Source organism: Pseudomonas brassicae, assembly GCF_010671725.1.
Lineage (GTDB): Bacteria > Pseudomonadota > Gammaproteobacteria > Pseudomonadales > Pseudomonadaceae > Aquipseudomonas > Aquipseudomonas brassicae.
On record NZ_JAAHBU010000055.1, the window covers coordinates 1 to 25,636 of the forward strand.

Consider the following 25,636-nt stretch of genomic DNA (forward strand, 5'->3'; position numbering starts at 1 on the left):
CGATGCAAGGCATCGGGCGTTTGAGTTCAAGCCAGGCGCACGCCAGGGCTTAGAACGGGATATCGTCATCAAAGCTGTCGAAATCCGGAGCCGGCTGCGGCGCGGCCTGTTGCGGCGCCTGGCGCTGCTGAGGGGCCTGCTGCGGACGCTGCTGCTGAGGCGCCTGCTGACGCGGCGCCTGGTTGTAGTTGTTGCCACCCTGTTGCGCGCCATCCTGGTTCTGCGGGCGACCGCCCAGCAGTTGCATGGTGCCTTGCATGTCGACCACGATCTCAGTGGTGTAACGCTTGATACCGTCTTTTTCCCACTCGCGGGTCTGCAGCTTGCCTTCGATGTAAACCTGCGAACCTTTGCGCAGGTACTCGCCAGCGATCTCGGCGACCTTGCCGAACATCGACACACGGTGCCACTCGGTACGCTCGACCTTCTGGCCGGTCTGCTTGTCGGTCCACTGTTCGCTGGTGGCCAGGCTGAGGTTGGTCACCGCGTTGCCGTTGGGCAGGTAGCGAACTTCAGGGTCCTGGCCGCAAGTGCCGACCAAAATGACTTTGTTAACCCCACGGGCCATAACGTTCTCCTAGGCTTGGCACGCCGCGGGCGCCGGGTTTACCAGCAGCTCCAGGGTCGTACGATCCAAAATTTGTGTATCCAGTTTGATATAGATGGCGGCTTCATCTGCCACCACCACTGCGTCGGTCACACCCGGCACGGCCTTGAGGCGCTCGGTCAAGCCCGCTTCACGAATCGCTTCAGGCGATAACGGCAGGCGCAGGCTCGTCACGTAAGGTGGTTCGCGCATAGTAACAGCTATGGCCAGCCAAAGGGCACACAGGCCCGCGCACCCCAGGAAAACCACGCCCAAACCGCCATGCTGGAACAGCCAGCCACCCATGATGCCGCCCAGTGCCGCCCCCAGAAACTGGCTGGTGGAGTACACCCCCATCGCCGTGCCCTTGCCGCCCGCTGGCGACACCTTGCTGATCAGCGACGGCAACGACGCCTCCAGCAGGTTGAACGCGGTGAAGAAGACAACCGTACCGATTACCAATGCCTGCAAGCTGCGGCCGAACTCCCAGAAAAACAGCTCGGTCAGCATCAGCACACTGACCGCGCCAAGCAGGACGCGTTTCATCTTGCGCTTTTTTTCACCGTAGATGATGAACGGAATCATTGCGAAGAATGAAACCAGCAAGGCAGTCAGGTACACCCACCAGTGCTCTTCCTTGGGCAGGCCGCCACGCTCGACAAAGGCCAGCGGCAAGGCAACGAAGCTGGCCATCAGGATCGCGTGCAGCACGAAGATGCCCACGTCCAGGCGCAGCAGGTCGGGATGGCGCAAGGTCGGCCCCAGGGCCTGCTTGGCCACGCCCGACTCGCGGTGCGCCAGGGGCCCGTTGGAGGCCGGTACCACAAACGCGATCAGCGCGATGCCCACCACCGCCATCGCCGCAGTGGCCAGGAACAGCCCCGAGAGGCCGAAGGCACGGGTCACCAGCGGCCCGACCACCATCGCCACGGCAAACGACAGGCCGATGCTCATGCCGATCATGGCCATGGCCTTGGTACGGTGCTGCTCGCGGGTCAGGTCCGACAGCAGCGCCATCACCGCCGCCGAAATCGCCCCGGCGCCCTGCAGGATGCGCCCAGCAATCACACCCCAGATCGAATCGGCCTGGGCCGCCAGCACGCTGCCCAGGGCGAAGATCAGCAGCCCCAGGTAAATGACCGGACGCCGACCGATACGATCGGAAACGACCCCGAACGGAATCTGCAACACGGCCTGGGTCAGCCCATAGGCACCGATGGCCAGGCCGATCAATGCCGGCGTGGCGCCGGCCAGGTCCATGCCATAGGTGGCCAGTACCGGCAGCACCATGAACATGCCCAGCATACGGAAGGCGAACACCAGGGCCAGGCCGCCTGCGGCGCGGGTCTCGCTGCCGCTCATGCGTTCGCTTTGGGGATCGTGCATGGATAAACCTCGTGTGAACCGGCGGCGATTCTACCAGTCCCATCGGTTAACGGCATATACGCGACGCTTTGCCGCGTGATGGCAGCGCGCCGTATACTCCTGCGTTTATGCCCGCCGAGCGAGGCCGCAGTGGACAAGATCCTGATTCGTGGGGCACGTACCCACAACCTTAAGAACATCGACCTGACCCTGCCCCGGGACAAACTGATCGTCATCACCGGTCTGTCCGGATCCGGCAAGTCATCGCTGGCGTTCGACACCCTGTACGCCGAAGGCCAGCGCCGTTATGTGGAATCGCTGTCGGCGTATGCCCGGCAGTTCCTGTCGATGATGGAAAAACCCGATGTCGACACCATCGAAGGCCTTTCACCGGCCATTTCCATCGAGCAGAAATCGACTTCGCACAACCCGCGTTCGACCGTGGGCACCATTACCGAGATCTACGACTACCTGCGCCTGCTCTATGCGCGCGTAGGTACCCCGCGCTGCCCGGACCACGATATCCCGCTGGAGGCCCAGACCGTCAGTCAGATGGTCGACCTGGTGCTGGCTCAGCCCGAGGGCGCCAAGCTGATGCTGCTGGCCCCGGTGATCCGCGAACGCAAGGGCGAGCACCTGGCCGTATTCGAGGAACTGCGCGCACAAGGCTTCGTGCGCGCCCGGGTCAATGGCAAGCTGTTCGAGCTGGACGAGTTGCCCAAGCTGGACAAGCAGAAAAAGCACAGCATCGATGTCGTGGTCGACCGCTTCAAGGTACGTGACGACTTGCAGCAGCGCCTGGCCGAGTCGTTCGAGACCGCCCTGAAGCTGGCGGACGGTATCGCCCTGGTGGCGCCCATGGACGATGAGCCTGGCGAAGAGATGATCTTCTCCGCACGCTTTGCCTGCCCTGTCTGCGGCCACGCGATCAGCGAGCTGGAACCCAAGCTGTTCTCGTTCAACAACCCTGCCGGTGCTTGCCCGACCTGCGATGGCCTGGGGGTCAAGCAGTTCTTCGACATCAAGCGCCTGGTCAATGGCGAACTGACCCTGGCCGAGGGCGCGATCCGCGGCTGGGACCGGCGCAACGTCTACTACTTCCAGATGCTCGGCTCACTCGCTGCGCACTATGGCTTCAGCCTCGAAGTGCCGTTCAACGAACTGCCGGCCGAGCAGCAGAAAGTCATCCTCAGCGGCAGCGGCAAGCAGAACGTCGACTTCAAGTACCTCAACGACCGTGGCGACATCGTCAAGCGCTCGCACCCGTTCGAAGGCATCGTGCCGAATCTGGAGCGTCGCTACCGCGAGACCGAGTCGGCCACCGTGCGCGAAGAGCTGGCCAAGTTCCTCAGCACCCAGCCCTGCCCCGATTGCCGCGGCACCCGCCTGCGTCGCGAGGCGCGGCATGTGTGGGTGGGCGAAAAAACCCTGCCGGCGGTGACCAACCTGCCGATCGGCGATGCCAGCGACTACTTCGGCGGGCTCAAGCTGACCGGGCGCCGCGGCGAGATCGCCGACAAGATCCTGAAGGAGATCTGCGAGCGCCTGCAGTTCCTGGTCAACGTGGGGCTGGACTACCTGACCCTCGACCGCAGTGCCGATACCCTGTCTGGCGGCGAAGCGCAGCGCATTCGTCTGGCCAGCCAGATCGGCGCGGGCCTGGTGGGGGTGATGTACATCCTCGACGAGCCGTCCATCGGCCTGCACCAGCGTGACAACGATCGCCTGCTGGGCACCCTCAACCACCTGCGCGATATCGGCAACACCGTGATCGTGGTGGAGCACGACGAGGATGCCATTCGCATGGCCGACTACGTGGTCGATATCGGCCCGGGCGCCGGCGTGCACGGTGGCCAGATCGTGGCCGAGGGCACACCCGCCGAAGTGATGGCGCACCCGGATTCGCTGACCGGCAAATACTTGTCGGGGCGGGTCAAGATCGCCGTGCCGGCCAAGCGCACGCCACGCAACAAGAAGCTCTCGCTCAAGCTCAAGGGCGCGCGCGGCAACAACCTGCAGAACGTCGACCTGGAAATCCCGATCGGCCTGTTGACCTGCGTCACCGGCGTATCGGGCTCGGGCAAGTCGACGCTGATCAACAACACGCTGTTCCCACTGGCCGCCACGGCGCTCAATGGTGCCAGCACCCTCGAGGCGGCCGCCCACGACAGCTGTGACGGCCTGCAGCACCTGGACAAGGTGGTCGACATCGACCAGAGCCCGATCGGGCGTACCCCGCGCTCCAACCCGGCAACCTATACCGGGCTGTTCACGCCGATCCGCGAACTGTTTTCCGGCGTGCCCGAGTCGCGCTCGCGAGGTTACGGGCCGGGGCGTTTCTCGTTCAACGTCAAGGGCGGGCGCTGCGAGGCGTGCCAGGGCGATGGCCTGATCAAGGTCGAGATGCACTTCCTGCCAGATATCTACGTGCCGTGCGACGTGTGCAAGAGCAAGCGCTACAACCGCGAAACCCTGGAGATCAAGTACAAGGGCAAGAACATCCACGAGGTGCTGGAAATGACCATCGAGGAAGCCCGCGAGTTCTTCGATGCGGTGCCGGCGCTGGCGCGCAAGCTGCAAACGCTGATGGATGTGGGGCTGTCGTACATCAAGCTGGGGCAGTCGGCGACCACGCTGTCGGGTGGCGAAGCACAACGGGTCAAGCTGTCGCGCGAGCTGTCCAAGCGCGATACCGGCAAGACGCTGTATATCCTTGATGAACCGACCACCGGTTTGCACTTCGCCGATATCCAGCAGCTACTCGATGTACTGCACCGCTTGCGCGACCACGGCAATACGGTGGTGGTGATCGAGCACAACCTGGATGTGATCAAGACCGCCGACTGGCTGGTCGATCTGGGGCCGGAGGGTGGCTCTAAGGGCGGTCAGATCATCGCCTGCGGTACGCCTGAGGAGCTGGCCGAGATGAAGCAGTCGCACACGGGGTATTACCTCAAGCCGTTGCTGATTCGCGACCGCGCCTGAGGCCGGCTCCTGCGAGAGCAGTGTGCGGCAAGAACAAAAAAGGCCATCGGGCGAACCCGATGGCCTTTTTCATTGCACGACCGATTACATTTGCGACTGCAGGTAGTTCTCCAGGCCCAGCGACTTGATCAGGCCCTGCTGCTTCTCCAGCCAGTAGGTGTGATCTTCTTCGGTATCGGCCAGTTGCACGCGCAGGATGTCACGGCTTATGTAGTCCTTGTGCAGCTCGCACAATTCGATGCCCTTGCACAGTGCCGCGCGCACCTTGTACTCCAGGCGCAGGTCGGCAGCGATCATGTCCGGCACAGTGGCACCGATATCAAGGTCGTCCGGGCGCATGCGTGGCGTGCCTTCGAGCATGAGGATACGGCGCATCAGAGCGTCGGCGTGCTGCGCCTCTTCTTCCATCTCATGGTTGATGCGTTCGAAGAGCTTGCTGAAGCCCCAGTCTTCGTACATCCGCGAGTGGATGAAATATTGGTCGCGTGCCGCCAGTTCGCCCGTCAGCAACGTGTTGAGATAATCGATTACGTCCGGGTGACCTTGCATTGCCCTGACTCTCCCTGGTTGAAAACCATAGTTTGAACCAGGATGACCGACAGGTCACTGCAAATTACGCTAAAACCGCTAAAAAAGTGGGTAAACAGTAGTCAATTGCATTGAAAAACCGCCCAGATGCGGGCGGTTCTCCTTATCACTTCGACTTAGGCCAGATTGACACCCAATGCCTTTGCGATGCCTTCGCCATAGGCTGGATCGGCCTTGAAGAAGTGCTGTAGCTGACGCTCCACCACATCGCGCGAAACGCTGGCCATGGTGCCGGCAATGTTGCTGATCAGCAGGGCCCGTTGCGCATCGCTCATCAACCGGAACAGGGCACCGGCGTGGCTGTAGTAATCGGTGTCTTCGCGATGGTCGTAGCGGTCCGCCGCACCGTTGAGGGCCAACCCGGGCTCGGCATACTGCGGTGCCTGCTTGGGCGCCGTGGCGTAGCTGTTGGGCTCGTAGTTCGGGGCTGCACCGCCATTGCTGCCAAAGGCCATCGAACCATCACGCTGATAGCTGTTCACCGGGCAGCGTGGGGCGTTCACCGGCAGTTGCTGATGGTTGGTACCCACACGGTAGCGGTGCGCGTCTGCATAGGCGAAGACGCGGCCCTGTAGCATGCGGTCTGGCGACAGGCCGACACCCGGCACCATGTTGCTCGGGCCAAACGCAGCCTGCTCCACTTCGGCGAAGTAGTTCAGCGGGTTGCGGTTGAGCTCAAGCTCGCCCACCTCGATCAGCGGGTAGTCCTTCTGCGACCAGGTCTTGGTCACATCGAACGGGTTCTCGGCACGGCTGGCGGCCTCGGCTTCGCTCATGACCTGGATGCACACGCGCCATTTCGGGAAGTCACCGCGCTCGATGGCGTCGAACAGGTCGCGCTGAGCGTAGTCCGGGTCACTACCGGCAAGACGCGCTGCCTCGGCAGGCGCCAGGTTCTTGATGCCTTGCAGGGTCTTGAAGTGCCATTTGACCCAGGTACGCTGACCCTGTGCGTTGATCAGGCTGTAGGTGTGGCTGCCGAAGCCGTGCATATGGCGGTAGCCGTCCGGAATACCGCGATCGGAGAACAGAATGGTGACTTGGTGCAGCGCCTCTGGCGAATGCGACCAGAAGTCCCACATGGCCTGCGGGCTCTTCAGGTTGCTCTGCGGCAAGCGCTTTTGCGTGTGGATGAAGTCAGGAAACTTGAGCGGGTCACGGATAAAGAACACCGGGGTGTTGTTGCCAACGATGTCCCAGTTACCTTCCTCGGTGTAGAACTTCAGCGCGAAGCCGCGCGGGTCACGCTCGGTGTCAGCCGAACCCCGCTCACCACCCACGGTGGAGAACCGCAGAAAGGTCTCGGTCTGCTTGCCAACATGGCTGAACAGCCTGGCGCTGGTGTACTGGGTGATATCGCGGCTGACGGTGAAGGTACCGTAGGCACCCGAGCCCTTGGCGTGTACGCGGCGCTCTGGGATGTTCTCGCGGTTGAAGTGGGCGAGCTTTTCAATCAGGTGAAAATCATCCAGCAACAACGGCCCACGCGGACCTGCCGAGCGCGAATTCTGGTTGTCGGCGACCGGTGCGCCACTGGCGGTGGTCAACGTCGTGTTCTGGCTCATGTATTTTCTCCCTTATCAGACTGATGCGGCCGGCTAATCGGCGTGAGGGGAGTATTGACCAGGAACATGACACCATCAAATTCATTGCGTGACTGAGATCAATAGATTCTTTCAATTCATGCAGGCACAAAAAACCGGGCACGAGGCCCGGTTCCTTGTTACAGACTGTTCGCCTTACTCAGCAGCTTCAACCGAGCCACCAACAGGACGATCAACCAGCTCGACGTACGCCATAGGTGCGTTATCGCCAGCGCGGAAGCCGCACTTGAGGATACGCAGGTAGCCGCCCTGACGGGTGGCATAGCGCTTGCCCAGATCGTTGAACAGCTTACCGACGATTTCTTTCGAACGAGTACGGTCGAAAGCCAGACGACGGTTAGCAACGCTGTCTTCCTTGGCCAGGGTGATCAGCGGCTCGGCAACGCGGCGCAGTTCCTTGGCTTTTGGCAGAGTAGTTTTGATCAGCTCGTGCTCGAACAGCGACACCGCCATGTTTTGGAACATGGCCTTACGGTGAGAGCTGGTACGGCTCAGGTGACGTCCACTTTTACGATGACGCATGGGTTCATTCCTTACCAAACACTACGTTCGGTGATTACGACGATCAGGCAGTCGCCTTGTCGTCCTTCTTAAGACTTGCAGGCGGCCAGTTGTCGAGGCGCATGCCGAGGGACAGACCACGGGAGGCCAGAACGTCCTTGATTTCGGTCAAGGATTTCTTGCCCAGGTTCGGAGTCTTCAACAGTTCTACTTCGGTACGCTGAATCAGGTCGCCGATGTAGTAAATGTTCTCCGCCTTAAGGCAGTTGGCCGAACGCACGGTCAATTCCAGATCGTCAACCGGACGAAGCAGGATCGGATCGATCTCGTCTTCCTGTTCGACTACCACGGGTTCGCTGTCACCTTTGAGGTCGACGAATGCAGCCAACTGCTGTTGCAGGATGGTTGCAGCACGACGGATTGCCTCTTCAGGGTCCAGAGTACCGTTGGTTTCCAGATCAATAACCAGCTTGTCCAGGTTAGTACGCTGCTCGACACGGGCGTTTTCCACCACGTATGCGATACGGCGAACCGGGCTGAACGAAGAGTCGAGCTGCAAGCGACCAATGCTGCGGCTTTCGTCTTCATCGCTCTGACGCGAATCGGCCGGTTCATAACCACGACCACGAGCTACGGTGAGCTTCATGTTCAAGGCGCCATTCGACGCCAGGTTAGCGATTACGTGATCGGGGTTAACGATCTCGACATCATGATCCAGCTGAATATCGGCAGCGGTAACCACCCCCGAACCCTTCTTCGACAAGGTCAGCGTAACTTCGTCACGACCGTGCAGCTTGATAGCCAGGCCTTTCAGGTTCAACAGGATTTCAATGACATCTTCCTGTACACCTTCGATGGCGGAGTACTCGTGGAGTACACCGTCAATCTCGGCCTCGACTACTGCACAGCCAGGCATGGAGGACAACAGGATGCGGCGCAGCGCGTTGCCCAGGGTATGGCCGAAACCGCGCTCGAGAGGCTCGAGCGTGATTTTAGCGCGGGTTGGACTGACGACCTGCACATCAATGTGGCGGGGCGTCAGGAACTCATTTACCGAAATCTGCATGGATGCACCTATTTTCTAGCCCTTACTTGGAGTAGAGCTCGACAATCAGGCTTTCGTTGATGTCGGCAGACAGATCACTGCGAGCAGGAACGTTCTTGAAAACGCCCGACTTCTTCGCGGTGTCTACATCTACCCACTCAACGCGGCCACGCTGGGCGCACAGTTCAAGGGCTTGAACAATGCGCAGCTGGTTCAGCGACTTCTCGCGAACCGCGACCACGTCACCCGGACGAACTTGGTAGGACGGAACGTTTACAGTCTTGCCGTTAATGCTGATCGCTTTGTGCGAAACCAGCTGACGGGATTCGGCACGAGTAGCGCCAAAGCCCATACGATAAACGACGTTATCCAGACGGCATTCGAGCAGTTGCAGCAGGTTCTCGCCGGTAGCACCCTTCTTGGAGGCTGCTTCCTTGTAGTAACCGCTGAACTGACGCTCGAGCACGCCGTAGATACGACGGACTTTTTGCTTTTCACGCAGCTGGGTGCCGTAGTCGGACTGACGACCGCGGCGCTGACCGTGAATACCTGGGGCTGCTTCGATGTTGCACTTCGATTCCAGAGCGCGAACGCCGCTCTTCAGGAACAGATCGGTGCCTTCACGACGAGACAGTTTGCATTTTGGACCAATGTAACGTGCCATTTATCTGTCTCCTGATTACACGCGGCGCTTCTTCGGCGGACGGCACCCGTTATGCGGGATTGGCGTCACGTCGGTGATGCTGGCGATCTTGTAGCCACAGCCGTTCAGAGCACGAACAGCGGACTCACGACCTGGACCTGGACCCTTGACGTTGACGTCGAGGTTCTTCAGACCATATTCCAGCGCAGCTTGACCAGCACGCTCGGCAGCTACTTGAGCAGCGAACGGGGTGGACTTGCGAGAACCGCGGAAACCCGAACCACCGGAGGTAGCCCAGGACAGGGCGTTACCTTGACGATCGGTAATGGTCACGATGGTGTTGTTAAAAGATGCATGGATGTGGGCGATGCCATCAACCACTGTCTTTTTAACTTTTTTACGAGGACGAGCAGCAGGTTTTGCCATTTCTAAATTCCTGTCGATTCGCTGGTGCGATTACTTGCGGATCGGCTTACGCGGACCTTTACGGGTACGCGCGTTGGTCTTGGTACGCTGACCGCGTACTGGCAGACCCCGACGATGACGCAGGCCACGGTAGCAACCCAGGTCCATCAACCGCTTGATTTTCATGTTGATGTCACGACGCAGATCACCTTCGGTGATGTACTTCGCGACTTCAGTACGCAGCGATTCAACCTGCTCGTCGCTCAGATCCTTGATCTTTGCGGCTGGGTTGACCCCAGTCTCTGCACAGATTTTCTGTGCAGTAGTGCGACCAACACCATAGATGTAGGTCAGCGAGATAACAGTGTGCTTGTTATCTGGAATGTTAACGCCTGCAATACGGGCCATTCAGTGGGACTCCAATTGACAGCTACCTACGCCCCGGAAGCCAAGAAATAGGGCGCGAGATAATATCGCTGTAGAAACAAATAATCAACCCAGCAGCGCACTAGCTGCTGGGTTTGAAGCACAGATCACACTCAGCCTTGGCGCTGCTTGTGACGTGGTTCCGCGCTGCAAATTACTCGCACAACACCTTCGCGGCGAATAATTTTGCAGTTACGGCACAGCTTTTTCACCGATGCACGAACTTTCATCACCAACTCCTCGAACCTTAAGGGTCTCTCAGCGCAGCATGCTGCTGCCACCGTAGCCTTTCAGGTTGGCTTTCTTCATCAGGGATTCGTACTGGTGTGAAACGAGGTGCGATTGTACTTGGGACATGAAGTCCATCACAACCACTACCACGATCAGCAACGAGGTCCCGCCAAGGTAGAACGGAACGTTAGCCGCCACCACCAGGAACTGGGGTAACAGACACACGGCCGTCATATAAAGAGCACCGAACATGGTCAAGCGGGTCAGAACGCCATCAATGTAGCGTGCCGACTGCTCACCTGGACGGATGCCCGGAATAAAGGCACCGGACTTCTTCAGGTTTTCCGCTACGTCTTTCGGATTGAACATCAACGCCGTATAGAAGAAGCAGAAGAAAATAATCCCTGCACTAAACAGCAGAATATTCAACGGCTGACCAGGAGCGATCGACTGCGAGATGTCCTGCAACCAGCCCATACCTTCAGACTGACCGAACCAGGCACCCAGCGAAGCCGGGAACAGCAAAATGCTGCTTGCGAAAATGGCCGGGATTACGCCCGCCATGTTCACTTTCAGCGGCAAGTGGCTAGTCTGCGCAGCGAAGACCTTGCGGCCCTGCTGACGCTTGGCATAGTGAACGGCGATACGACGCTGACCACGCTCAATGAACACCACAAAACCGATAATCGCTACTGCCAGCAAACCGATAGCGACCAGAGCGAAAATGTTGATATCGCCCGTACGTGCAGACTCGAAAGACTGCCCGATTGCTCTCGGAAGACCGGCGACGATACCTGCGAAAATCAACATCGAGATACCGTTGCCTACACCGCGCTCCGTGATTTGCTCACCCAGCCACATCATGAACATCGCGCCCGCCACAAACGTGGAGACCGCAACGAAATGGAAGCCAAAGTCAGCAGAAAACGCTACACCCTGACCGGCCAGGCCGATGGACATGCCAACAGCCTGGACCAGCGCCAGGATAACGGTGCCGTAGCGGGTGTACTGGCTGATCTTGCGACGGCCAGCTTCACCTTCCTTCTTCAACTGCTCCAGCTGCGGGCTCACGGCGGTCATCAGCTGCATGATGATCGATGCCGAAATGTACGGCATGATCCCCAGTGCAAAGATGCTCATCCGTTCCAGCGCGCCGCCGGAAAACATGTTGAACAAGCTAAGAATGGTCCCCTCATTCTGTCGAAACAGTTCCGCCAGCCGGTCCGGGTTGATGCCTGGAACTGGGATGTGTGCGCCTATCCGATAGACGATGATCGCCAGAAACAGAAAACGCAGACGAGCCCAAAGTTCAGACATCCCGCCTTTACCGAGCGAAGAGAGAGCACCTTGCTTAGCCATTTATTCCTCGAACTTGCCGCCAGCTGCTTCGATAGCCGCACGCGCACCTTTGGTGGCTGCGATACCCTTGATGGTGACCGCGCGAGTAACTTCGCCGGACAGCATGATTTTCACACGCTGTACGCTTTGGTTAATCACGTTGGCATCCTTCAAGGATTGCACGGTGACAACGTCGCCTTCCACTTTGGCCAGCTCGGACAGACGCACTTCTGCGCGGTCCATGGCTTTCAGCGAAACGAAGCCGAACTTCGGCAGACGACGGTGCAGCGGCTGTTGACCGCCTTCAAAGCCAGGAGCAATGGTGCCACCGGAGCGGGAGGTCTGACCTTTGTGGCCACGGCCACCGGTCTTGCCCAAACCACTACCGATACCACGACCCGGGCGATGTTTCTCGCGACGGGAACCCGGCGCTGGACTCAGATCATTGAGTTTCATCGATTAACCCTCGACGCGCAGCATGTAGTAAGCCTTGTTGATCATCCCGCGATTCTCGGGAGTATCCAGGACTTCTACAGTGTGACCGATGCGACGCAGACCCAGACCCTTAACGCACAGTTTGTGGTTAGGGATGCGGCCGGTCATGCTTTTGATCAGCGTTACTTTGACGGTAGCCATGATCAGCGGATCTCCTCGACGCTCTTGCCGCGCTTGGCAGCAATGGATTCAGGAGATTGCATAGCTTTCAGACCCTTGAAAGTGGCATGCACCACGTTCACTGGGTTGGTCGAGCCGTAGCACTTGGCCAGGACGTTCTGAACGCCAGCAACTTCCAGGACAGCACGCATCGCGCCACCGGCAATGATACCGGTACCGTCGGAAGCAGGCTGCATGTACACCTTCGACGCGCCATGGGCGGACTTGGTGGCGTACTGCAGCGTGGTGCCGTTCAGGTCTACCTGAATCATGTTGCGACGAGCAGCTTCCATGGCTTTCTGGATCGCAGCAGGTACTTCGCGCGATTTGCCACGGCCGAAGCCGACGCGGCCCTTGCCATCACCTACCACGGTCAACGCGGTGAAGGTGAAGATACGGCCGCCTTTAACGGTTTTTGCTACGCGGTTAACTTGAACCAGCTTCTCGATGTAGCCTTCGTCGCGCTTTTGATCGTTATTTGACATAACTTAGAACTCCAGTCCGCCTTCACGAGCACCATCAGCCAGCGCTTTAACGCGGCCGTGATACTTGAAGCCAGAACGGTCAAAGGCAACTTGAGATACACCGGCGGCTTTCGCGCGCTCAGCTACCAGCTTGCCAACCTTAGTGGCCGCGTCGATGTTGCCAGTGGCGCCATCACGCAGGTCTTTGTCCAAAGTCGAGGCGCTGGCCAGGACTTTGCTGCCGTCGGCCGAAATGACCTGGGCATAGATGTGCTGCGAGGAGCGGAACACGCAGAGACGCACGACTTCGAGTTCGTGCATTTTCAGGCGTGCTTTGCGAGCGCGACGCAGTCGAGTAACTTTTTTGTCGGTCATTTGCTATGCCCTACTTCTTCTTGGCTTCTTTACGACGGACGACTTCGTCCGCGTAACGCACACCCTTGCCTTTGTACGGCTCTGGTGGACGGAAGTCGCGGATTTCAGCGGCCACCTGACCTACCAGCTGCTTGTCGATGCCCTTGATCAGGATATCGGTCTGGCTAGGGGTCTCAGCGGTGATGCCCTCAGGCAGTTCATAATCCACTGGGTGCGAGAAGCCGAGCGCCAGGTTCAGCACGGTGCCCTTGGCTTGCGCCTTGTAACCAACACCGACCAGCTGGAGCTTGCGCTCGAAGCCTTGGCTTACGCCTTGGACCATGTTGTTCACGAGTGCACGGGTAGTGCCGGCCATTGCGCGAGTTTGTTGGTCGCCGTTGCGAGCAGCAAAACGCAGCTCACCAGCTTCTTCAACAACTTCAACGGACGAGTGAACGTTCAGTTCGAGAGTGCCCTTGGCACCCTTCACCGAAAGCTGTTGGCCGACGAATTTGACTTCGACACCGGCTGGCAGCTTAACGGGGTTCTTAGCGACGCGAGACATGCTTATCCCCCCTTAGAACACTGTGCAGAGTACTTCGCCGCCGACACCGGCAGCGCGCGCAGCACGATCCGTCATCACACCTTTGTTGGTGGAGACGATAGACACGCCAAGACCGCCACGTACTTTCGGCAGTTCTTCGACGGACTTGTACTGACGCAGGCCTGGACGACTTACGCGCTTGACTTCCTCGATGACCGGACGGCCTTCGAAGTATTTCAGCTCGATGGACAGCGAAGGTTTGACTTCACTGCTGACCTGATAACCCGCGATATAGCCTTCGTCTTTCAGAACTTTGGCTACAGCCACCTTCAGGGTCGAGGACGGCATGCTTACGACGGACTTTTCAGCCATCTGGGCATTACGGATTCGAGTTAGCATGTCCGCTAACGGGTCCTGCATACTCATGGGCTAGACGCTCCTGATACAAGAAAAATTAGCCTTTCGGCTACTACAGTCACCTGGACGCAACGGGCAAAAAACCCGGGCTCAGGTGAGCCGGTCATTCTAGACACATCCCAGAAACGAAACAAGCCCCATAAGGGGCTTGTTTCGTTGCAAGATCACCGGCGGTCGGAAGATTGCTCCCCCGCCGCCAGGGCCCTGCCGGCACGTCTTACCAGCTGGCTTTAACCAGACCTGGAACGTCACCGCGCATTGCTGCTTCACGCAGCTTGTTACGGCCGAGGCCGAACTTGCGGTAAACGCCGTGTGGACGGCCGGTGATGCGGCAGCGGTTACGCATGCGCGAAGCGCTTGCGTCACGTGGCTGCTTCTGCAGAGCAACAGAGGCTGCCCAACGTTCTTCTGGAGTTGCATTCAGATTAACGATGGTAGCTTTGAGCTCAGCACGCTTCTTGGCGTATTTAGCAACCGTGAGCTGACGCTTCAGCTCGCGGTTTTTCATGCTCTTCTTGGCCATTTTCCTACTCCAATCAGTTGCGGAACGGGAATTTGAAAGCACGCAGCAGAGCGCGGCCTTCGTCATCCGTACGAGCAGTGGTGGTCAGGGTAATGTCCAGACCGCGCAGAGCATCGATCTTGTCGTAGTCGATTTCCGGGAAGATGATCTGCTCTTTCACGCCCATGCTGTAGTTGCCACGACCATCGAAGGACTTGGCATTCAGGCCGCGGAAGTCGCGAACCCGAGGCAGGGAGATCGCCAGCAGGCGGTCCAGGAACTCGTACATACGATCACGGCGCAGAGTGACTTTGACGCCAATCGGCCAGCCCTCACGGACTTTGAAGCCCGCAATGGATTTCCGAGCGAAAGTCACAACGGCTTTTTGACCGGTGATCTTTTCCAGGTCAGCTACAGCGTGCTCGATGACTTTCTTGTCGCCGACAGCTTCGCCCAGACCCATGTTCAGGGTGATCTTGGTAACGCGCGGAACTTCCATCACGTTCGCCAGCTTAAGTTCTTCCTTAAGCTTGGGAGCAATTTCCTTCCGGTAAATCTCTTTCAGTCGTGCCATGGTCTTCTACCTAGCAGTGTTCAAGCATCAACCGCTTTTTGGGTCGACTTGAAGACACGAATTTTTTTGCCTTCTTCTACTTTGAAACCAACGCGGTCAGCCTTGTTGGTTTCGCCGTTGAAAATGGCGACGTTGGAAGCGTGCAGTGGCGCTTCTTTCTCGACGATACCGCCTTGTACGCCCGACATAGGGTTAGGCTTGGTATGACGCTTCACCAGGTTGATCCCACCAACGACCAGACGGTCGTCAGCGAGAACCTTGAGCACCTTACCGCGCTTACCTTTGTCTTTGCCGGCGATCACGATGATCTCGTCGTCACGACGAATCTTTTGCATGTCGGATCTCCTTACAGCACTTCTGGGGCGAGCGAGACGATCTTCATGAACTTCTCAGTACGAAGTTCACGGGTCACTGGCCCAAAGATACGGGTGCCGATCGGCTCTTGCTTGTTGTTCAGCAGAACAGCAGCATTGCCATCAAAGCGGATGATGGAGCCGTCAGCACGACGGACACCGTGGCGAGTGCGGACTACAACAGCAGTCATCACTTGGCCTTTCTTCACTTTACCGCGAGGAATTGCTTCCTTGACGGTTACCTTGATGATGTCACCGATACCGGCGTAGCGACGGTGCGAACCGCCGAGCACCTTGATGCACATGACGCGACGAGCGCCGCTGTTATCGGCCACATCGAGCATGGATTGAGTCTGAATCATAAAATTTCTCCGACCCCTAGCCCTTAGACTTCAACAGCGCGTTCGAGAACTTCAACCAGTGCCCAGGACTTGGTCTTGGCCAGCGGACGGGTCTCGCGGATGGAGACCTTGTCGCCGATATGGCACTGGTTGGTTTCGTCGTGCGCGTGCAGCTTAGTGGAACGCTTAACGTATTTACCGTAGATCGGGTGCTTTACGCGACGCTCGATCAGAACGGTAATGGTTTTGTCCATCTTGTCGCTGACGACACGGCCAGTCAGCGTACGGACGGTTTTTTCAGCTTCAGCCATGATTACTTACCTGCCTGCTGGTTGAGCACAGTTTTCACGCGAGCGATGTCACGCTTAACTTGCGAGAGCAGGTGCGACTGCCCCAACTGGCCAGTTGCTTTCTGCATACGCAGATTGAACTGGTCGCGCAGCAAGCCGAGCAGTTGCTCGTTCAGCTGCTGTGCTGATTGTTCACGAAGTTCATTCGCTTTCATCACATCACCGTCCGCTTAACAAAGGAGGTGGCGAGAGGCAGCTTTGCAGCCGCCAAGGCGAAAGCCTCACGCGCCAGCTCTTCAGAAACACCCTCGATCTCGTACAGGACTTTGCCTGGCTGGATCTGGGCAACCCAGTACTCCACGGAACCCTTACCTTTACCCATCCGCACTTCGAGAGGCTTCTTGGAGATCGGCTTGTCCGGGAATACACGGATCCAGATCTTGCCGCCACGCTTAACGTGACGGGTCAGGGCACGACGTGCCGATTCGATCTGGCGGGCGGTGAGACGACCGCGAGCAACAGCTTTAAGAGCAAATTCGCCGAAGCTGACTTTGCTACCGCGCAGTGCCAGACCACGGTTGTGGCCAGTCATCTGCTTGCGGAATTTTGTACGCTTAGGTTGCAACATTTGGCGTACCCCTTACTTAGCAGCTTTTTTACGAGGCGCTGGTGCTTGTGGTTTCAGTTCTTCTTGGCGACCACCAATAACTTCGCCTTTGAAAATCCAAACCTTCACACCGATCACACCGTAAGTGGTGTGAGCTTCGTAAGTGGCATAGTCGATGTCGGCACGCAGGGTGTGCAGAGGCACACGACCTTCGCGATACCATTCAGTACGTGCGATTTCAGCACCGCCGAGACGACCGCTCACCTGGATCTTGATGCCCTTGGCACCAATACGCATGGCGTTCTGTACGGCGCGCTTCATGGCGCGACGGAACATCACACGACGCTCCAGCTGCTGAGCTACGCTCTGAGCTACCAGCATACCGTCGAGTTCCGGCTTGCGGATCTCTTCGATATTGATGTGCACAGGCACACCCATTTGCTTGGTCAGGTCCTGACGCAGTTTCTCAACATCTTCACCTTTCTTCCCGATAACGATACCTGGACGAGCGGTGTGGATGGTGATGCGTGCAGTTTGAGCCGGACGATGGATATCGATACGGCTAACGGACGCGCTTTTTAGTTTGTCTTGGAGGTACTCACGCACATTCAGATCTGCGAGCAAATAGTCCGCATAAGTCCGACCGTCTGCGTACCAGACGGAGGTGTGCTCCTTGACGATTCCCAGGCGAATGCCAGTGGGATGTACTTTCTGACCCATCTGATCGACTCCGTTACTTGTCCGCAACCTTGACAGTGATATGGCAAGACCGCTTGACGATGCGATCAGCGCGGCCTTTGGCACGCGGCATGATTCGCTTCAGCGAACGCCCTTCGTTGACGAAAACGGTGCTGACCTTCAGGTCATCAACGTCTGCGCCTTCGTTGTGTTCGGCGTTGGCAACGGCCGACTCGAGGACTTTCTTCATGATTTCAGCGGCTTTCTTGCTGCTGAAGGCCAACAGGTTGAGCGCTTCGCCCACCTTCTTCCCGCGGATCTGGTCGGCGACCAAGCGGGCTTTCTGGGCGGATATGCGAGCGCCCGACAACTTAGCGGCTACTTCCATTTCCTTACCCCTTAACGCTTGGCTTTCTTGTCAGCCACGTGCCCGCGGTAGGTGCGGGTACCGGCGAACTCGCCCAGTTTATGGCCGACCATGTCTTCGTTCACGAGAACTGGGACGTGTTGGCGACCGTTGTGTACCGCGATGGTCAGACCGACCATTTGTGGCAGGATCATCGAACGACGCGACCAGGTCTTAACTGGTTTGCGATCGTTCTTTTCCGCCGCCACTTCGATCTTCTTCAGTAGGTGAAGATCGATAAAAGGACCTTTTTTCAGAGAACGTGGCACTGTCGTATCCCTCTATTTACTTGCGACGACGGACGATCATTTTGTCGGTACGCTTATTACCACGAGTCTTCGCGCCCTTAGTCGGGAAGCCCCATGGCGATACCGGATGACGACCACCGGAGGTACGACCTTCACCACCACCATGTGGGTGGTCAACCGGGTTCATGGCAACACCACGAACGGTTGGGCGAACGCCACGCCAGCGCTTGGCACCAGCTTTACCCAGCGAACGCAGGCTGTGCTCGGAGTTCGAGACTTCACCCAGGGTCGCACGGCATTCAGCCAGGACTTTACGCATTTCACCAGAGCGCAGACGCAGGGTCACATAGACACCTTCGCGAGCGATCAGCTGAGCCGAAGCACCAGCGGAACGAGCGATCTGTGCACCTTTGCCCGGCTTCAGTTCGATGCCGTGAATGGTGCTACCCACTGGGATGTTGCGCAGTTGCAGGGAGTTGCCTGGCTTGATTGGAGCCAGAGCACCTGCGATCAGCTGGTCGCCAGCACTCACGCCTTTAGGGGCGATGATGTAGCGGCGCTCGCCGTCTGCGTAGCAGAGCAGTGCGATGTGAGCAGTACGGTTCGGGTCGTATTCGATACGCTCGACAGTGGCGACGATGCCGTCCTTGTCGTTGCGACGGAAGTCGACCATACGGTAATGCTGCTTATGACCACCACCTACGTGACGCGTAGTGATGCGGCCATTGTTGTTACGACCACCAGACTTCGATTTCTTCTCGAGCAGCGGTGCGTGAGGAGCGCCTTTATGCAGCTCCTTGTTGACCACCTTGACCACGAAACGGCGGCCAGGGGAAGTCGGTTTGCATTTAACGATTGCCATGATGCACCCCTTCCTTACTCAGCACTGCTGCTGAAATCGAGATCTTGGCCGGGTTGAAGGGAGATGATCGCCTTCTTCCAGTCATTACGCTTGCCCAGACCGCGAGCGGTACGCTTGGTCTTACCCAGAACGTTCAGGGTAGTCACGCTTTCCACTTTCACGCTGAACAGGCTTTCGACGGCCTTCTTGATTTCCAGCTTGGTTGCGTCAGTAGCAACCTTGAAAACGAACTGGCCTTTCTTGTCAGCCAGAACCGTGGCCTTCTCGGAAACGTGCGGGCCAAGTAGAACTTTAAATACGCGTTCCTGGTTCATCCCAGCAGCTCCTCGAATTTCTTCACGGCCGACACGGTGATCAACACCTTGTCGTATGCGATCAGACTGACCGGATCGGAACCTTGTACGTCACGTACGTCGACGTGCGGCAGGTTGCGAGCAGCCAGGTACAGATTCTGATCAACAGCGTCAGAAACGATCAGTACATCGCTCAGACCCATGCCGTTCAGCTTGTTCAGCAGGTCTTTGGTTTTCGGTGCTTCAACAGCGAAGTCCTGAACCACGACCAGACGGTCGGTACGCACCAGCTCGGCGAGGATGGAACGCATTGCTGCGCGGTACATCTTCTTGTTGAGCTTTTGCGAGTGGTCTTGAGGACGAGCTGCGAAAGTGGTACCGCCGCCACGCCAGATTGGGCTACGGATAGTACCGGCACGAGCGCGGCCAGTGCCTTTCTGACGCCATGGGCGCTTACCGCCACCGGATACGTCGGAACGGGTTTTCTGCTGCTTGGTGCCCTGACGGCCGCCGGCCATGTAGGCCACGACTGCTTGGTGTACCAGCGTCTCGTTGAATTCGCCGCCGAAAGTCAGTTCGGAAACTTCGATCGCTTGAGCGTCATTTACATTTAGTTGCATGTCAGCTTCCCCTTAACCGCGAGCCTTGGCAGCCGGACGCACAACCAGATTGCCGCCAGTTGCGCCAGGAACGGCACCCTTGACCAGCAACAGATTGCGTTCAGCGTCGACGCGCACTACTTCGAGGGACTGAACGGTCACGCGCTCGGCGCCCATGTGACCGGACATTTTTTTGCCCTTGAATACACGACCAGGAGTCTGGCACTGGCCGATAGAGCCCGGGACGCGGTGGGAAACGGAGTTACCGTGGGTATTGTCTTGACCGCGGAAATTCCAACGCTTGATGGTACCGGCAAAGCCTTTACCTTTCGACTGACCGGTAACGTCTACCATTTGGCCAGCAGCGAAGATTTCTGCATTGATCAAGTCGCCAGCCTGGTACTCGCCTTCTTCAAGACGGAATTCCCAGACACCGCGACCAGCGGCAACGTTCGCTTTAGCGAAGTGACCTGCCTGAGCAGCAGTCACACGCGAAGCGCGACGCTCACCGACAGTGACTTGCACTGCACGATAGCCATCAGTTTCTTCGGTTTTGAACTGGGTGACGCGATTCGGCTCGATCTCAATGACCGTGACCGGAATGGAGACACCTTCTTCGGTGAAAATACGGGTCATACCGCATTTACGACCGACTACACCAATAGTCATGTTGTAAACCTCATGAGTGTACGGGGCTTTCACCCGCTATGGCCGCCCATTTCAGAGCGTTACACGACTAAGACCGTGTCTTAGCCGAGGCTGATCTGCACTTCCACACCGGCCGCAAGATCAAGCTTCATAAGCGCATCAACGGTTTTATCCGTTGGCTGGACGATGTCCAGAACGCGCTTATGAGTACGGATCTCGTACTGGTCACGCGCGTCTTTGTTGACGTGCGGGGAGACCAGAACGGTGAACCGCTCTTTACGGGTAGGCAGTGGAATTGGACCACGCACTTGAGCACCAGTACGTTTCGCGGTTTCCACGATTTCCTGGGTGGATTGGTCGATCAGGCGATGGTCAAAAGCCTTCAACCTGATACGGATTTGCTGATTTTGCATTGGATTTCAGACTCCAGGCTGCTATTCCCACCGGGCGCACTACGCCCGTTAAAAGGAGGCGTGATTCTATAGACACCCCCACTGAGTGTCAACCCAATAAAAAAGCCCCCCGCAAAAGCGGGGGCCTTTTTAAGCGATCAACGATTACTCGATGATTTTGGCTACGACGCCGGCGCCGACGGTACGACCGCCTTCACGGATAGCGAAACGCAGACCGTCTTCCATCGCGATAGTCTTGATCAGGGTAACTTCCATCTGGATGTTGTCACCCGGCATTACCATTTCAACGCCTTCTGGCAGCTGGCAGTTACCAGTCACGTCAGTAGTACGGAAGTAGAACTGAGGACGGTAGCCTTTGAAGAACGGAGTATGACGGCCGCCTTCTTCCTTCGACAGAACGTAGACTTCTGCGGTGAACTTGGTGTGCGGCTTGACCGAACCTGGCTTGACCAGAACCTGGCCACGCTCAACGTCGTCACGCTTGGTGCCGCGCAGCAGCACGCCGCAGTTCTCGCCAGCACGACCTTCGTCGAGCAGCTTGCGGAACATCTCAACACCGGTGCAGGTGGTGGTGGTGGTGTCACGCAGACCAACGATTTCCAGAGCGTCTTGAACGCGGACGATGCCACGCTCGATACGACCGGTAACAACGGTACCACGACCCGAGATCGAGAATACGTCTTCGATTGGCATCAGGAACGGCTGGTCGATAGCACGAACTGGCTCAGGAATGTAGCTGTCCAGAGTTTCAACCAGTTTACGAACGGCAGTGGTGCCCATTTCGTTGTCGTCTTTGCCTTCCAGCGCCATACGAGCCGAACCATGATGATCGGGGTGTCGTCGCCTGGGAAGTCGTAGGTGGACAGCAGGTCGCGAACTTCCATCTCGACCAGTTCCAGCAGCTCAGCGTCGTCTACCAGGTCAGCCTTGTTCAGGAAGACCACGATGTACGGAACGCCAACCTGACGGGACAGCAGGATGTGCTCACGGGTTTGTGGCATCGGACCATCAGCGGCCGAACAAACCAGGATAGCGCCGTCCATCTGCGCAGCACCGGTGATCATGTTCTTCACGTAGTCAGCGTGACCTGGGCAGTCGACGTGAGCGTAGTGACGAATAGTCGAGTTGTACTCAACGTGCGCGGTGTTGATGGTGATACCGCGAGCTTTCTCTTCTGGAGCGCTGTCGATCTTGTCGAAGTCGACGATTGCGGAACCGAAAACTTCGGAGCAAACGCGAGTCAGAGCTGCGGTCAGCGTGGTTTTACCGTGGTCAACGTGACCGATGGTGCCAACGTTGACGTGCGGAAGGGAACGATCAAATTTTTCTTTAGCCACGACAATAAACTCCTAGCCTAAAGGACTGGATTAGCCTTGTTTTTTAACGAGTGCTTCGACGATATTCGACGGAGCTTCGGCGTATTTGGAGAATTCCATAGAGTAGCTCGCGCGACCCTGAGACATGGAACGTACGTCGGTCGCATAACCGAACATCTCTCCGAGCGGAACTTCAGCACGGACAACCTTGCCGGACACCGAATCTTCCATACCCTGGATCAGACCACGACGACGGTTCAGGTCACCCATCACGTCACCCATGTAGTCCTCAGGGGTCACAACTTCCACCTTCATGATCGGCTCAAGCACTTTACCGCCGCCTTTGGCAGCCAGCTGCTTGGTCGCCATGGAGGCCGCCACCTTGAACGCCATCTCGTTGGAGTCGACGTCATGGTAGGAACCATCAAACACGGTTGCCTTCAGGCCGATCAGCGGATAGCCGGCAACGATGCCGTTCTTCATCTGCTCTTCGATACCCTTCTGGATAGCCGGGATGTATTCCTTCGGAACCACACCACCCACAACCTCGTTGGTGAAAACCAGGCCTTCGGTGATGTTACCGCTTGCGTCCACGTCTGGCTGCGAGAAACGGATCCAGCAGTGACCGAACTGACCGCGACCACCGGACTGACGAACGAACTTGCCTTCGATCTCGACATTGTCCTTGGTGATCTGCTCGCGGTAAGAAACCTGCGGCTTACCAATGTTGGCTTCGACGTTGAACTCGCGCTTCATGCGGTCAACGAGGATGTCCAGGTGAAGCTCGCCCATACCCGAGATAATGGTCTGACCGGTTTCTTCGTCAGTCTTGACGCGGAACGATGGGTCTTCCTGAGCCAGCTTGCCCAGTGCGATACCCATCTTCTCCTGGTCCTGCTTGGTCTTCGGCTCAACAGCTACCGAGATCACAGGCTCAGGGAAGTCCATACGCTCAAGGATGATCGGCTTGTCGGCGTTGCACAGGGTGTCACCAGTGGTGACGTCCTTCATGCCGATCAGCGCGGCGATGTCGCCGGCCAGCACTTCCTTGATTTCTTCACGCTGGTTGGCGTGCATCTGCACCATACGACCAACGCGCTCTTTCTTGCCCTTGACCGAGTTGATCACGGAGTCGCCGGACTGCAGCATACCCGAGTAAACGCGGACGAAGGTCAGCGTACCAACGAACGGGTCGGTGGCAATCTTGAACGCCAGAGCCGAGAACGGCTCGTTGTCGTCGGCATGACGCTCGTCGAAGTCGGCGTCGACCAGCTCTTCCTTCGGCTTCTCGATCAGGTCAGGGTGGATACCCTTGATCGCAGGAATCTCGGTAGGAGCAGGCAGGAAGTCGATGACGGCATCGAGAACCAGAGGAACGCCCTTGTTCTTGAAGGAAGAACCGCAGACAGCCGGAACGATCTCGCTGGCCAGGGTGCGCGCACGCAGACCGGCTTTGATCTCTTCGACGGTCAGCTCTTCGCCTTCCAGGTACTTGTTCATCAGCTCTTCGCTGGACTCGGCAGCCGCTTCAACCATGTTGGCGCGCCACTCTTGAGCCAGCTCCAGCATATCGGCAGGAATTTCTTCCTCGCGATAGGTGGTGCCTTTGTCGTCATCGTTCCAGTAGATAGCCTTCATCTTGATCAGGTCGACCTGACCCTGGAAGTTATCTTCCGAACCGATGGCCAGCTGAACCGGAACCGGGGTGTGACCCAGGCGGTTCTTGATCTGACCTACGACGCGCAGGAAGTTGGCACCAGCACGGTCCATCTTGTTCACGTAAACAACACGTGGAACGCCGTACTTGTTGGCTTGACGCCATACGGTTTCGGACTGCGGCTCAACACCGGAGGTGCCGCAGAACACAACGACGGCGCGTCGAGTACGCGCAGCGAACGTTCTACTTCAATGGTGAAGTCTACGTGGCCGGGAGTATCGATGACGTTGACGCGATAATTGTCATACTGACCTTTGGAGCCCTTCCAGAAGGTAGTGACAGCAGCGGAGGTAATGGTAATACCCCGCTCCTGCTCCTGCACCATCCAGTCGGTGGTCGCGGCGCCATCATGCACCTCGCCCATTTTGTGGCTCAGGCCTGTGTAGAACAGGATCCGCTCGGTAGTCGTGGTCTTGCCCGCATCAACGTGCGCGCAAATACCAATGTTACGGTAGCGGTTGATTGGTGTAGTACGAGCCATAGAGCCCTCGCAAAAATAGTGATGCCTGAATTAGAAGCGGTAGTGCGAGAACGCTTTGTTGGCTTCGGCCATACGGTGTACGTCTTCACGCTTCTTGACTGCAGCACCTTTGCCTTCAGCAGCATCCAGCAACTCGCCGGCCAGGCGCAGAGCCATAGACTTCTCGCCGCGCTTGCGGGCGTAGTCTACCAACCAGCGCATTGCCAGGGCGTTACGACGGGATGGACGAACTTCAACCGGAACCTGGTAAGTAGCACCGCCAACACGGCGCGACTTCACTTCGACCAGCGGAGCGATGGCGTCGAGAGCTTTCTCGAAGATTTCCAGGGGGTCGCTGTTCTTGCGTTCTTTGACCTTGTCCAGCGCACCGTAAACGATACGCTCGGCAACGGCCTTCTTGCCGCTTTCCATCACGTGGTTCATGAACTTGGCGAGAATCTGCGATCCGTATTTTGGATCGTCCAGAATCTCACGCTTGGCTGCTACACGACGTCTTGGCATTGATAAGCCCTCAAACGGTCTTCAGGTTAGCTCGGGACAGGGAACCCTGAGGCTGCGTGCCCGACCTTACTCTTATCGACTCAATAAAATTGATAACTGCAATTTGCTGCAAACGGCCGATTACTTCGGACGCTTGGTACCGTACTTCGAACGACCTTGGTTACGACCTTTGACGCCGGAAGTATCCAGGGAGCCGCGAACGGTGTGGTAACGAACACCTGGCAAGTCTTTTACACGACCGCCGCGGATCAGTACCACGCTGTGCTCTTGCAGGTTGTGGCCTTCACCGCCGATGTACGAGGAAACCTCGAAACCGTTGGTCAGACGCACACGGCATACTTTACGCAGTGCCGAGTTAGGTTTTTTCGGCGTGGTGGTGTACACACGGGTGCACACGCCACGACGTTGCGGGCAGTTCTGCAGCGCAGGAACGTCGGATTTCTCGACGATACGCTTACGCGGCTGACGTACCAGCTGGTTGATAGTTGCCATCTACTAGCTCCACTGTTGTCTTGCGACGCTATTGTCTTGCAAGAAAAGCAAAATGGCAGGACGAAGTCCCACCAAATTTAGGGGTACAAGAGTCTAAAGAGGATCTTGCCCCTCGTCAAGGCAAGGCCCCGACTTCCCCCACCCGCCTCTGCGCAACAAGATATG

General features: G+C 57.6%; 35 protein-coding genes and 2 pseudogenes. 1 reads left to right on the top strand and 36 read right to left on the bottom strand.

Annotated elements, in window-relative coordinates:
• Positions 1–49 precede the first annotated feature (49 nt).
• Both G3436_RS05135 and G3436_RS05140 read right to left on the bottom strand, forming a co-directional pair.
• Entirely contained in the window at positions 50–568 is a 519-nt protein-coding gene (locus G3436_RS05135; RefSeq protein ID WP_163942055.1) for a single-stranded DNA-binding protein, read from the bottom strand.
• A 9-nt stretch (positions 569–577) separates the two neighbouring features.
• On the bottom strand, positions 578–1,972 hold the full coding sequence (locus G3436_RS05140; protein ID WP_163942058.1) for an MFS transporter: 1,395 nt from the start codon (positions 1,970–1,972) through the stop codon (positions 578–580).
• A gap of 129 nt (positions 1,973–2,101) precedes the next feature.
• Between G3436_RS05140 and uvrA the strand changes: the two genes are divergently transcribed.
• Positions 2,102–4,936: an excinuclease ABC subunit UvrA gene (gene uvrA / locus G3436_RS05145; RefSeq protein ID WP_163942061.1), complete on the top strand. Its 2,835-nt coding sequence runs from the start codon at positions 2,102–2,104 to the stop codon at positions 4,934–4,936.
• An 84-nt stretch (positions 4,937–5,020) separates the two neighbouring features.
• Here uvrA and bfr read toward each other — a convergent pair whose 3' ends face one another.
• From bfr to rpsL, 34 genes and pseudogenes are all read right to left on the bottom strand, one after another.
• A complete protein-coding gene (bfr, locus tag G3436_RS05150; RefSeq protein WP_163942064.1) occupies positions 5,021–5,485 on the bottom strand; it encodes a bacterioferritin in 465 nt (154 codons plus the stop codon).
• 155 nt (positions 5,486–5,640) lie between these two features.
• Positions 5,641–7,089: a catalase gene (locus G3436_RS05155; RefSeq protein ID WP_163942068.1), complete on the bottom strand. Its 1,449-nt coding sequence runs from the start codon at positions 7,087–7,089 to the stop codon at positions 5,641–5,643.
• A gap of 174 nt (positions 7,090–7,263) precedes the next feature.
• Positions 7,264–7,650, bottom strand: coding sequence for a 50S ribosomal protein L17 (gene rplQ / locus G3436_RS05160; RefSeq protein WP_002555463.1), 387 nt, complete (start codon positions 7,648–7,650; stop codon positions 7,264–7,266).
• A gap of 43 nt (positions 7,651–7,693) precedes the next feature.
• Positions 7,694–8,695: a DNA-directed RNA polymerase subunit alpha gene (locus G3436_RS05165; protein ID WP_003186012.1), complete on the bottom strand. Its 1,002-nt coding sequence runs from the start codon at positions 8,693–8,695 to the stop codon at positions 7,694–7,696.
• A 22-nt stretch (positions 8,696–8,717) separates the two neighbouring features.
• A complete protein-coding gene (gene rpsD, locus G3436_RS05170; protein ID WP_163942083.1) occupies positions 8,718–9,338 on the bottom strand; it encodes a 30S ribosomal protein S4 in 621 nt (206 codons plus the stop codon).
• 15 nt (positions 9,339–9,353) lie between these two features.
• Positions 9,354–9,743, bottom strand: coding sequence for a 30S ribosomal protein S11 (gene rpsK, locus G3436_RS05175; protein WP_002555466.1), 390 nt, complete (start codon positions 9,741–9,743; stop codon positions 9,354–9,356).
• Positions 9,744–9,773: 30 nt separating this feature from the next.
• Positions 9,774–10,130, bottom strand: a complete 357-nt coding sequence (gene rpsM, locus G3436_RS05180; protein WP_010220320.1) for a 30S ribosomal protein S13 — start codon at positions 10,128–10,130, stop codon at positions 9,774–9,776.
• A gap of 131 nt (positions 10,131–10,261) precedes the next feature.
• Positions 10,262–10,378 (bottom strand): 50S ribosomal protein L36, encoded by a 117-nt coding sequence (rpmJ, locus tag G3436_RS05185; protein WP_002555468.1) that lies wholly within the window; start codon positions 10,376–10,378, stop codon positions 10,262–10,264.
• 28 nt (positions 10,379–10,406) lie between these two features.
• Complete coding sequence (gene secY / locus G3436_RS05190; protein WP_163942086.1) at positions 10,407–11,738, bottom strand: preprotein translocase subunit SecY; 1,332 nt, start codon at positions 11,736–11,738, stop codon at positions 10,407–10,409.
• Positions 11,739–12,173 carry a 50S ribosomal protein L15 gene (rplO, locus tag G3436_RS05195; protein WP_115085069.1) on the bottom strand — a complete coding sequence of 145 codons (435 nt, stop codon included), beginning with the start codon at positions 12,171–12,173 and terminating at the stop codon, positions 11,739–11,741. It lies immediately after the preceding gene.
• 3 nt (positions 12,174–12,176) lie between these two features.
• Complete coding sequence (gene rpmD, locus G3436_RS05200) at positions 12,177–12,353, bottom strand: 50S ribosomal protein L30 (RefSeq protein WP_003186033.1); 177 nt, start codon at positions 12,351–12,353, stop codon at positions 12,177–12,179.
• Positions 12,354–12,355: 2 nt separating this feature from the next.
• Positions 12,356–12,856, bottom strand: coding sequence for a 30S ribosomal protein S5 (gene rpsE / locus G3436_RS05205; RefSeq protein ID WP_043861926.1), 501 nt, complete (start codon positions 12,854–12,856; stop codon positions 12,356–12,358).
• Positions 12,857–12,859: 3 nt separating this feature from the next.
• On the bottom strand, positions 12,860–13,210 hold the full coding sequence (gene rplR, locus G3436_RS05210) for a 50S ribosomal protein L18 (protein WP_043861927.1): 351 nt from the start codon (positions 13,208–13,210) through the stop codon (positions 12,860–12,862).
• Between the two features lie 10 nt (positions 13,211–13,220).
• Complete coding sequence (gene rplF / locus G3436_RS05215) at positions 13,221–13,754, bottom strand: 50S ribosomal protein L6 (protein ID WP_043861928.1); 534 nt, start codon at positions 13,752–13,754, stop codon at positions 13,221–13,223.
• A gap of 12 nt (positions 13,755–13,766) precedes the next feature.
• Entirely contained in the window at positions 13,767–14,159 is a 393-nt protein-coding gene (gene rpsH / locus G3436_RS05220; protein ID WP_010220313.1) for a 30S ribosomal protein S8, read from the bottom strand.
• A gap of 208 nt (positions 14,160–14,367) precedes the next feature.
• Entirely contained in the window at positions 14,368–14,673 is a 306-nt protein-coding gene (rpsN, locus tag G3436_RS05225) for a 30S ribosomal protein S14 (RefSeq protein WP_163942090.1), read from the bottom strand.
• Between the two features lie 13 nt (positions 14,674–14,686).
• Positions 14,687–15,226 (bottom strand): 50S ribosomal protein L5, encoded by a 540-nt coding sequence (gene rplE / locus G3436_RS05230; RefSeq protein WP_043861930.1) that lies wholly within the window; start codon positions 15,224–15,226, stop codon positions 14,687–14,689.
• 20 nt (positions 15,227–15,246) lie between these two features.
• A complete protein-coding gene (gene rplX, locus G3436_RS05235; protein WP_008374158.1) occupies positions 15,247–15,561 on the bottom strand; it encodes a 50S ribosomal protein L24 in 315 nt (104 codons plus the stop codon).
• A gap of 11 nt (positions 15,562–15,572) precedes the next feature.
• The gene (rplN, locus tag G3436_RS05240; RefSeq protein ID WP_002555479.1) at positions 15,573–15,941 is read right to left on the bottom strand and encodes a 50S ribosomal protein L14; all 369 of its coding nucleotides are present in this window, start codon (positions 15,939–15,941) and stop codon (positions 15,573–15,575) included.
• 23 nt (positions 15,942–15,964) lie between these two features.
• Positions 15,965–16,231, bottom strand: a complete 267-nt coding sequence (rpsQ, locus tag G3436_RS05245) for a 30S ribosomal protein S17 (protein ID WP_008374160.1) — start codon at positions 16,229–16,231, stop codon at positions 15,965–15,967.
• Positions 16,232–16,233: 2 nt separating this feature from the next.
• Positions 16,234–16,425: a 50S ribosomal protein L29 gene (rpmC, locus tag G3436_RS05250; RefSeq protein ID WP_042123524.1), complete on the bottom strand. Its 192-nt coding sequence runs from the start codon at positions 16,423–16,425 to the stop codon at positions 16,234–16,236.
• Positions 16,425–16,838 (bottom strand): 50S ribosomal protein L16, encoded by a 414-nt coding sequence (gene rplP / locus G3436_RS05255; protein ID WP_003255479.1) that lies wholly within the window; start codon positions 16,836–16,838, stop codon positions 16,425–16,427. Before rplP ends, rpmC begins: the two co-directional genes overlap by 1 nt.
• 12 nt (positions 16,839–16,850) lie before the next feature.
• Positions 16,851–17,537, bottom strand: coding sequence for a 30S ribosomal protein S3 (gene rpsC / locus G3436_RS05260; RefSeq protein WP_010220308.1), 687 nt, complete (start codon positions 17,535–17,537; stop codon positions 16,851–16,853).
• 13 nt (positions 17,538–17,550) lie between these two features.
• Positions 17,551–17,883 carry a 50S ribosomal protein L22 gene (rplV, locus tag G3436_RS05265; RefSeq protein ID WP_003103908.1) on the bottom strand — a complete coding sequence of 111 codons (333 nt, stop codon included), beginning with the start codon at positions 17,881–17,883 and terminating at the stop codon, positions 17,551–17,553.
• An 11-nt stretch (positions 17,884–17,894) separates the two neighbouring features.
• A complete protein-coding gene (gene rpsS / locus G3436_RS05270) occupies positions 17,895–18,170 on the bottom strand; it encodes a 30S ribosomal protein S19 (RefSeq protein WP_002555486.1) in 276 nt (91 codons plus the stop codon).
• A 16-nt stretch (positions 18,171–18,186) separates the two neighbouring features.
• Positions 18,187–19,011, bottom strand: a complete 825-nt coding sequence (gene rplB / locus G3436_RS05275) for a 50S ribosomal protein L2 (protein WP_078481646.1) — start codon at positions 19,009–19,011, stop codon at positions 18,187–18,189.
• A gap of 14 nt (positions 19,012–19,025) precedes the next feature.
• Entirely contained in the window at positions 19,026–19,325 is a 300-nt protein-coding gene (gene rplW / locus G3436_RS05280) for a 50S ribosomal protein L23 (RefSeq protein ID WP_009397515.1), read from the bottom strand.
• Positions 19,322–19,924: a 50S ribosomal protein L4 gene (gene rplD, locus G3436_RS05285; protein ID WP_163942092.1), complete on the bottom strand. Its 603-nt coding sequence runs from the start codon at positions 19,922–19,924 to the stop codon at positions 19,322–19,324. The genes rplW and rplD overlap by 4 nt, the downstream gene beginning before the upstream one ends.
• Positions 19,925–19,936: 12 nt before the next feature.
• Complete coding sequence (rplC, locus tag G3436_RS05290) at positions 19,937–20,572, bottom strand: 50S ribosomal protein L3 (RefSeq protein ID WP_043861931.1); 636 nt, start codon at positions 20,570–20,572, stop codon at positions 19,937–19,939.
• Positions 20,573–20,652: 80 nt separating this feature from the next.
• Positions 20,653–20,964 (bottom strand): 30S ribosomal protein S10, encoded by a 312-nt coding sequence (rpsJ, locus tag G3436_RS05295; protein ID WP_003186070.1) that lies wholly within the window; start codon positions 20,962–20,964, stop codon positions 20,653–20,655.
• A gap of 144 nt (positions 20,965–21,108) precedes the next feature.
• Positions 21,109–22,301, bottom strand: a pseudogene (gene tuf / locus G3436_RS27345) (elongation factor Tu).
• A 30-nt stretch (positions 22,302–22,331) separates the two neighbouring features.
• Positions 22,332–24,478, bottom strand: a pseudogene (gene fusA / locus G3436_RS05310) (elongation factor G).
• 30 nt (positions 24,479–24,508) lie between these two features.
• Positions 24,509–24,979, bottom strand: a complete 471-nt coding sequence (gene rpsG / locus G3436_RS05315) for a 30S ribosomal protein S7 (protein WP_008089143.1) — start codon at positions 24,977–24,979, stop codon at positions 24,509–24,511.
• Between the two features lie 120 nt (positions 24,980–25,099).
• Positions 25,100–25,471, bottom strand: coding sequence for a 30S ribosomal protein S12 (gene rpsL / locus G3436_RS05320; RefSeq protein ID WP_003186084.1), 372 nt, complete (start codon positions 25,469–25,471; stop codon positions 25,100–25,102).
• Between the last annotated feature and the right edge of the window lie 165 nt (positions 25,472–25,636).

Excerpts from the sequence above, each read along its gene's own strand:
- G3436_RS05135 (WP_163942055.1), bottom strand. The coding sequence starts at position 568 with ATGGCCCGTGGGGTTAACAAAGTCATTTTGGTCGGCACTTGCGGCCAG.
- G3436_RS05140 (WP_163942058.1), bottom strand. The coding sequence starts at position 1,972 with ATGCACGATCCCCAAAGCGAACGCATGAGCGGCAGCGAGACCCGCGCC.
- bfr (WP_163942064.1), bottom strand. The coding sequence starts at position 5,485 with ATGCAAGGTCACCCGGACGTAATCGATTATCTCAACACGTTGCTGACG.
- G3436_RS05155 (WP_163942068.1), bottom strand. The coding sequence starts at position 7,089 with ATGAGCCAGAACACGACGTTGACCACCGCCAGTGGCGCACCGGTCGCC.
- rplQ (WP_002555463.1), bottom strand. The coding sequence starts at position 7,650 with ATGCGTCATCGTAAAAGTGGACGTCACCTGAGCCGTACCAGCTCTCAC.
- G3436_RS05165 (WP_003186012.1), bottom strand. The coding sequence starts at position 8,695 with ATGCAGATTTCGGTAAATGAGTTCCTGACGCCCCGCCACATTGATGTG.
- rpsD (WP_163942083.1), bottom strand. The coding sequence starts at position 9,338 with ATGGCACGTTACATTGGTCCAAAATGCAAACTGTCTCGTCGTGAAGGC.
- rpsK (WP_002555466.1), bottom strand. The coding sequence starts at position 9,743 with ATGGCAAAACCTGCTGCTCGTCCTCGTAAAAAAGTTAAAAAGACAGTG.
- rpsM (WP_010220320.1), bottom strand. The coding sequence starts at position 10,130 with ATGGCCCGTATTGCAGGCGTTAACATTCCAGATAACAAGCACACTGTT.
- rpmJ (WP_002555468.1), bottom strand. The coding sequence starts at position 10,378 with ATGAAAGTTCGTGCATCGGTGAAAAAGCTGTGCCGTAACTGCAAAATT.
- secY (WP_163942086.1), bottom strand. The coding sequence starts at position 11,738 with ATGGCTAAGCAAGGTGCTCTCTCTTCGCTCGGTAAAGGCGGGATGTCT.
- rplO (WP_115085069.1), bottom strand. The coding sequence starts at position 12,173 with ATGAAACTCAATGATCTGAGTCCAGCGCCGGGTTCCCGTCGCGAGAAA.
- rpmD (WP_003186033.1), bottom strand. The coding sequence starts at position 12,353 with ATGGCTACCGTCAAAGTAACGCTGATCAAAAGCATGACCGGCCGCATC.
- rpsE (WP_043861926.1), bottom strand. The coding sequence starts at position 12,856 with ATGTCAAATAACGATCAAAAGCGCGACGAAGGCTACATCGAGAAGCTG.
- rplR (WP_043861927.1), bottom strand. The coding sequence starts at position 13,210 with ATGACCGACAAAAAAGTTACTCGACTGCGTCGCGCTCGCAAAGCACGC.
- rplF (WP_043861928.1), bottom strand. The coding sequence starts at position 13,754 with ATGTCTCGCGTCGCTAAGAACCCCGTTAAGCTGCCAGCCGGTGTCGAA.
- rpsH (WP_010220313.1), bottom strand. The coding sequence starts at position 14,159 with ATGAGTATGCAGGACCCGTTAGCGGACATGCTAACTCGAATCCGTAAT.
- rpsN (WP_163942090.1), bottom strand. The coding sequence starts at position 14,673 with ATGGCCAAGAAGAGCATGAAAAACCGCGAGCTGAAGCGTCAGCTCACG.
- rplE (WP_043861930.1), bottom strand. The coding sequence starts at position 15,226 with ATGGCACGACTGAAAGAGATTTACCGGAAGGAAATTGCTCCCAAGCTT.
- rplX (WP_008374158.1), bottom strand. The coding sequence starts at position 15,561 with ATGCAAAAGATTCGTCGTGACGACGAGATCATCGTGATCGCCGGCAAA.
- rplN (WP_002555479.1), bottom strand. The coding sequence starts at position 15,941 with ATGATTCAGACTCAATCCATGCTCGATGTGGCCGATAACAGCGGCGCT.
- rpsQ (WP_008374160.1), bottom strand. The coding sequence starts at position 16,231 with ATGGCTGAAGCTGAAAAAACCGTCCGTACGCTGACTGGCCGTGTCGTC.
- rpmC (WP_042123524.1), bottom strand. The coding sequence starts at position 16,425 with ATGAAAGCGAATGAACTTCGTGAACAATCAGCACAGCAGCTGAACGAG.
- rplP (WP_003255479.1), bottom strand. The coding sequence starts at position 16,838 with ATGTTGCAACCTAAGCGTACAAAATTCCGCAAGCAGATGACTGGCCAC.
- rpsC (WP_010220308.1), bottom strand. The coding sequence starts at position 17,537 with ATGGGTCAGAAAGTACATCCCACTGGCATTCGCCTGGGAATCGTCAAG.
- rplV (WP_003103908.1), bottom strand. The coding sequence starts at position 17,883 with ATGGAAGTAGCCGCTAAGTTGTCGGGCGCTCGCATATCCGCCCAGAAA.
- rplB (WP_078481646.1), bottom strand. The coding sequence starts at position 19,011 with ATGGCAATCGTTAAATGCAAACCGACTTCCCCTGGCCGCCGTTTCGTG.
- rplW (WP_009397515.1), bottom strand. The coding sequence starts at position 19,325 with ATGAACCAGGAACGCGTATTTAAAGTTCTACTTGGCCCGCACGTTTCC.
- rplD (WP_163942092.1), bottom strand. The coding sequence starts at position 19,924 with ATGCAACTAAATGTAAATGACGCTCAAGCGATCGAAGTTTCCGAACTG.
- rplC (WP_043861931.1), bottom strand. The coding sequence starts at position 20,572 with ATGACTATTGGTGTAGTCGGTCGTAAATGCGGTATGACCCGTATTTTC.
- rpsJ (WP_003186070.1), bottom strand. The coding sequence starts at position 20,964 with ATGCAAAATCAGCAAATCCGTATCAGGTTGAAGGCTTTTGACCATCGC.
- rpsG (WP_008089143.1), bottom strand. The coding sequence starts at position 24,979 with ATGCCAAGACGTCGTGTAGCAGCCAAGCGTGAGATTCTGGACGATCCA.
- rpsL (WP_003186084.1), bottom strand. The coding sequence starts at position 25,471 with ATGGCAACTATCAACCAGCTGGTACGTCAGCCGCGTAAGCGTATCGTC.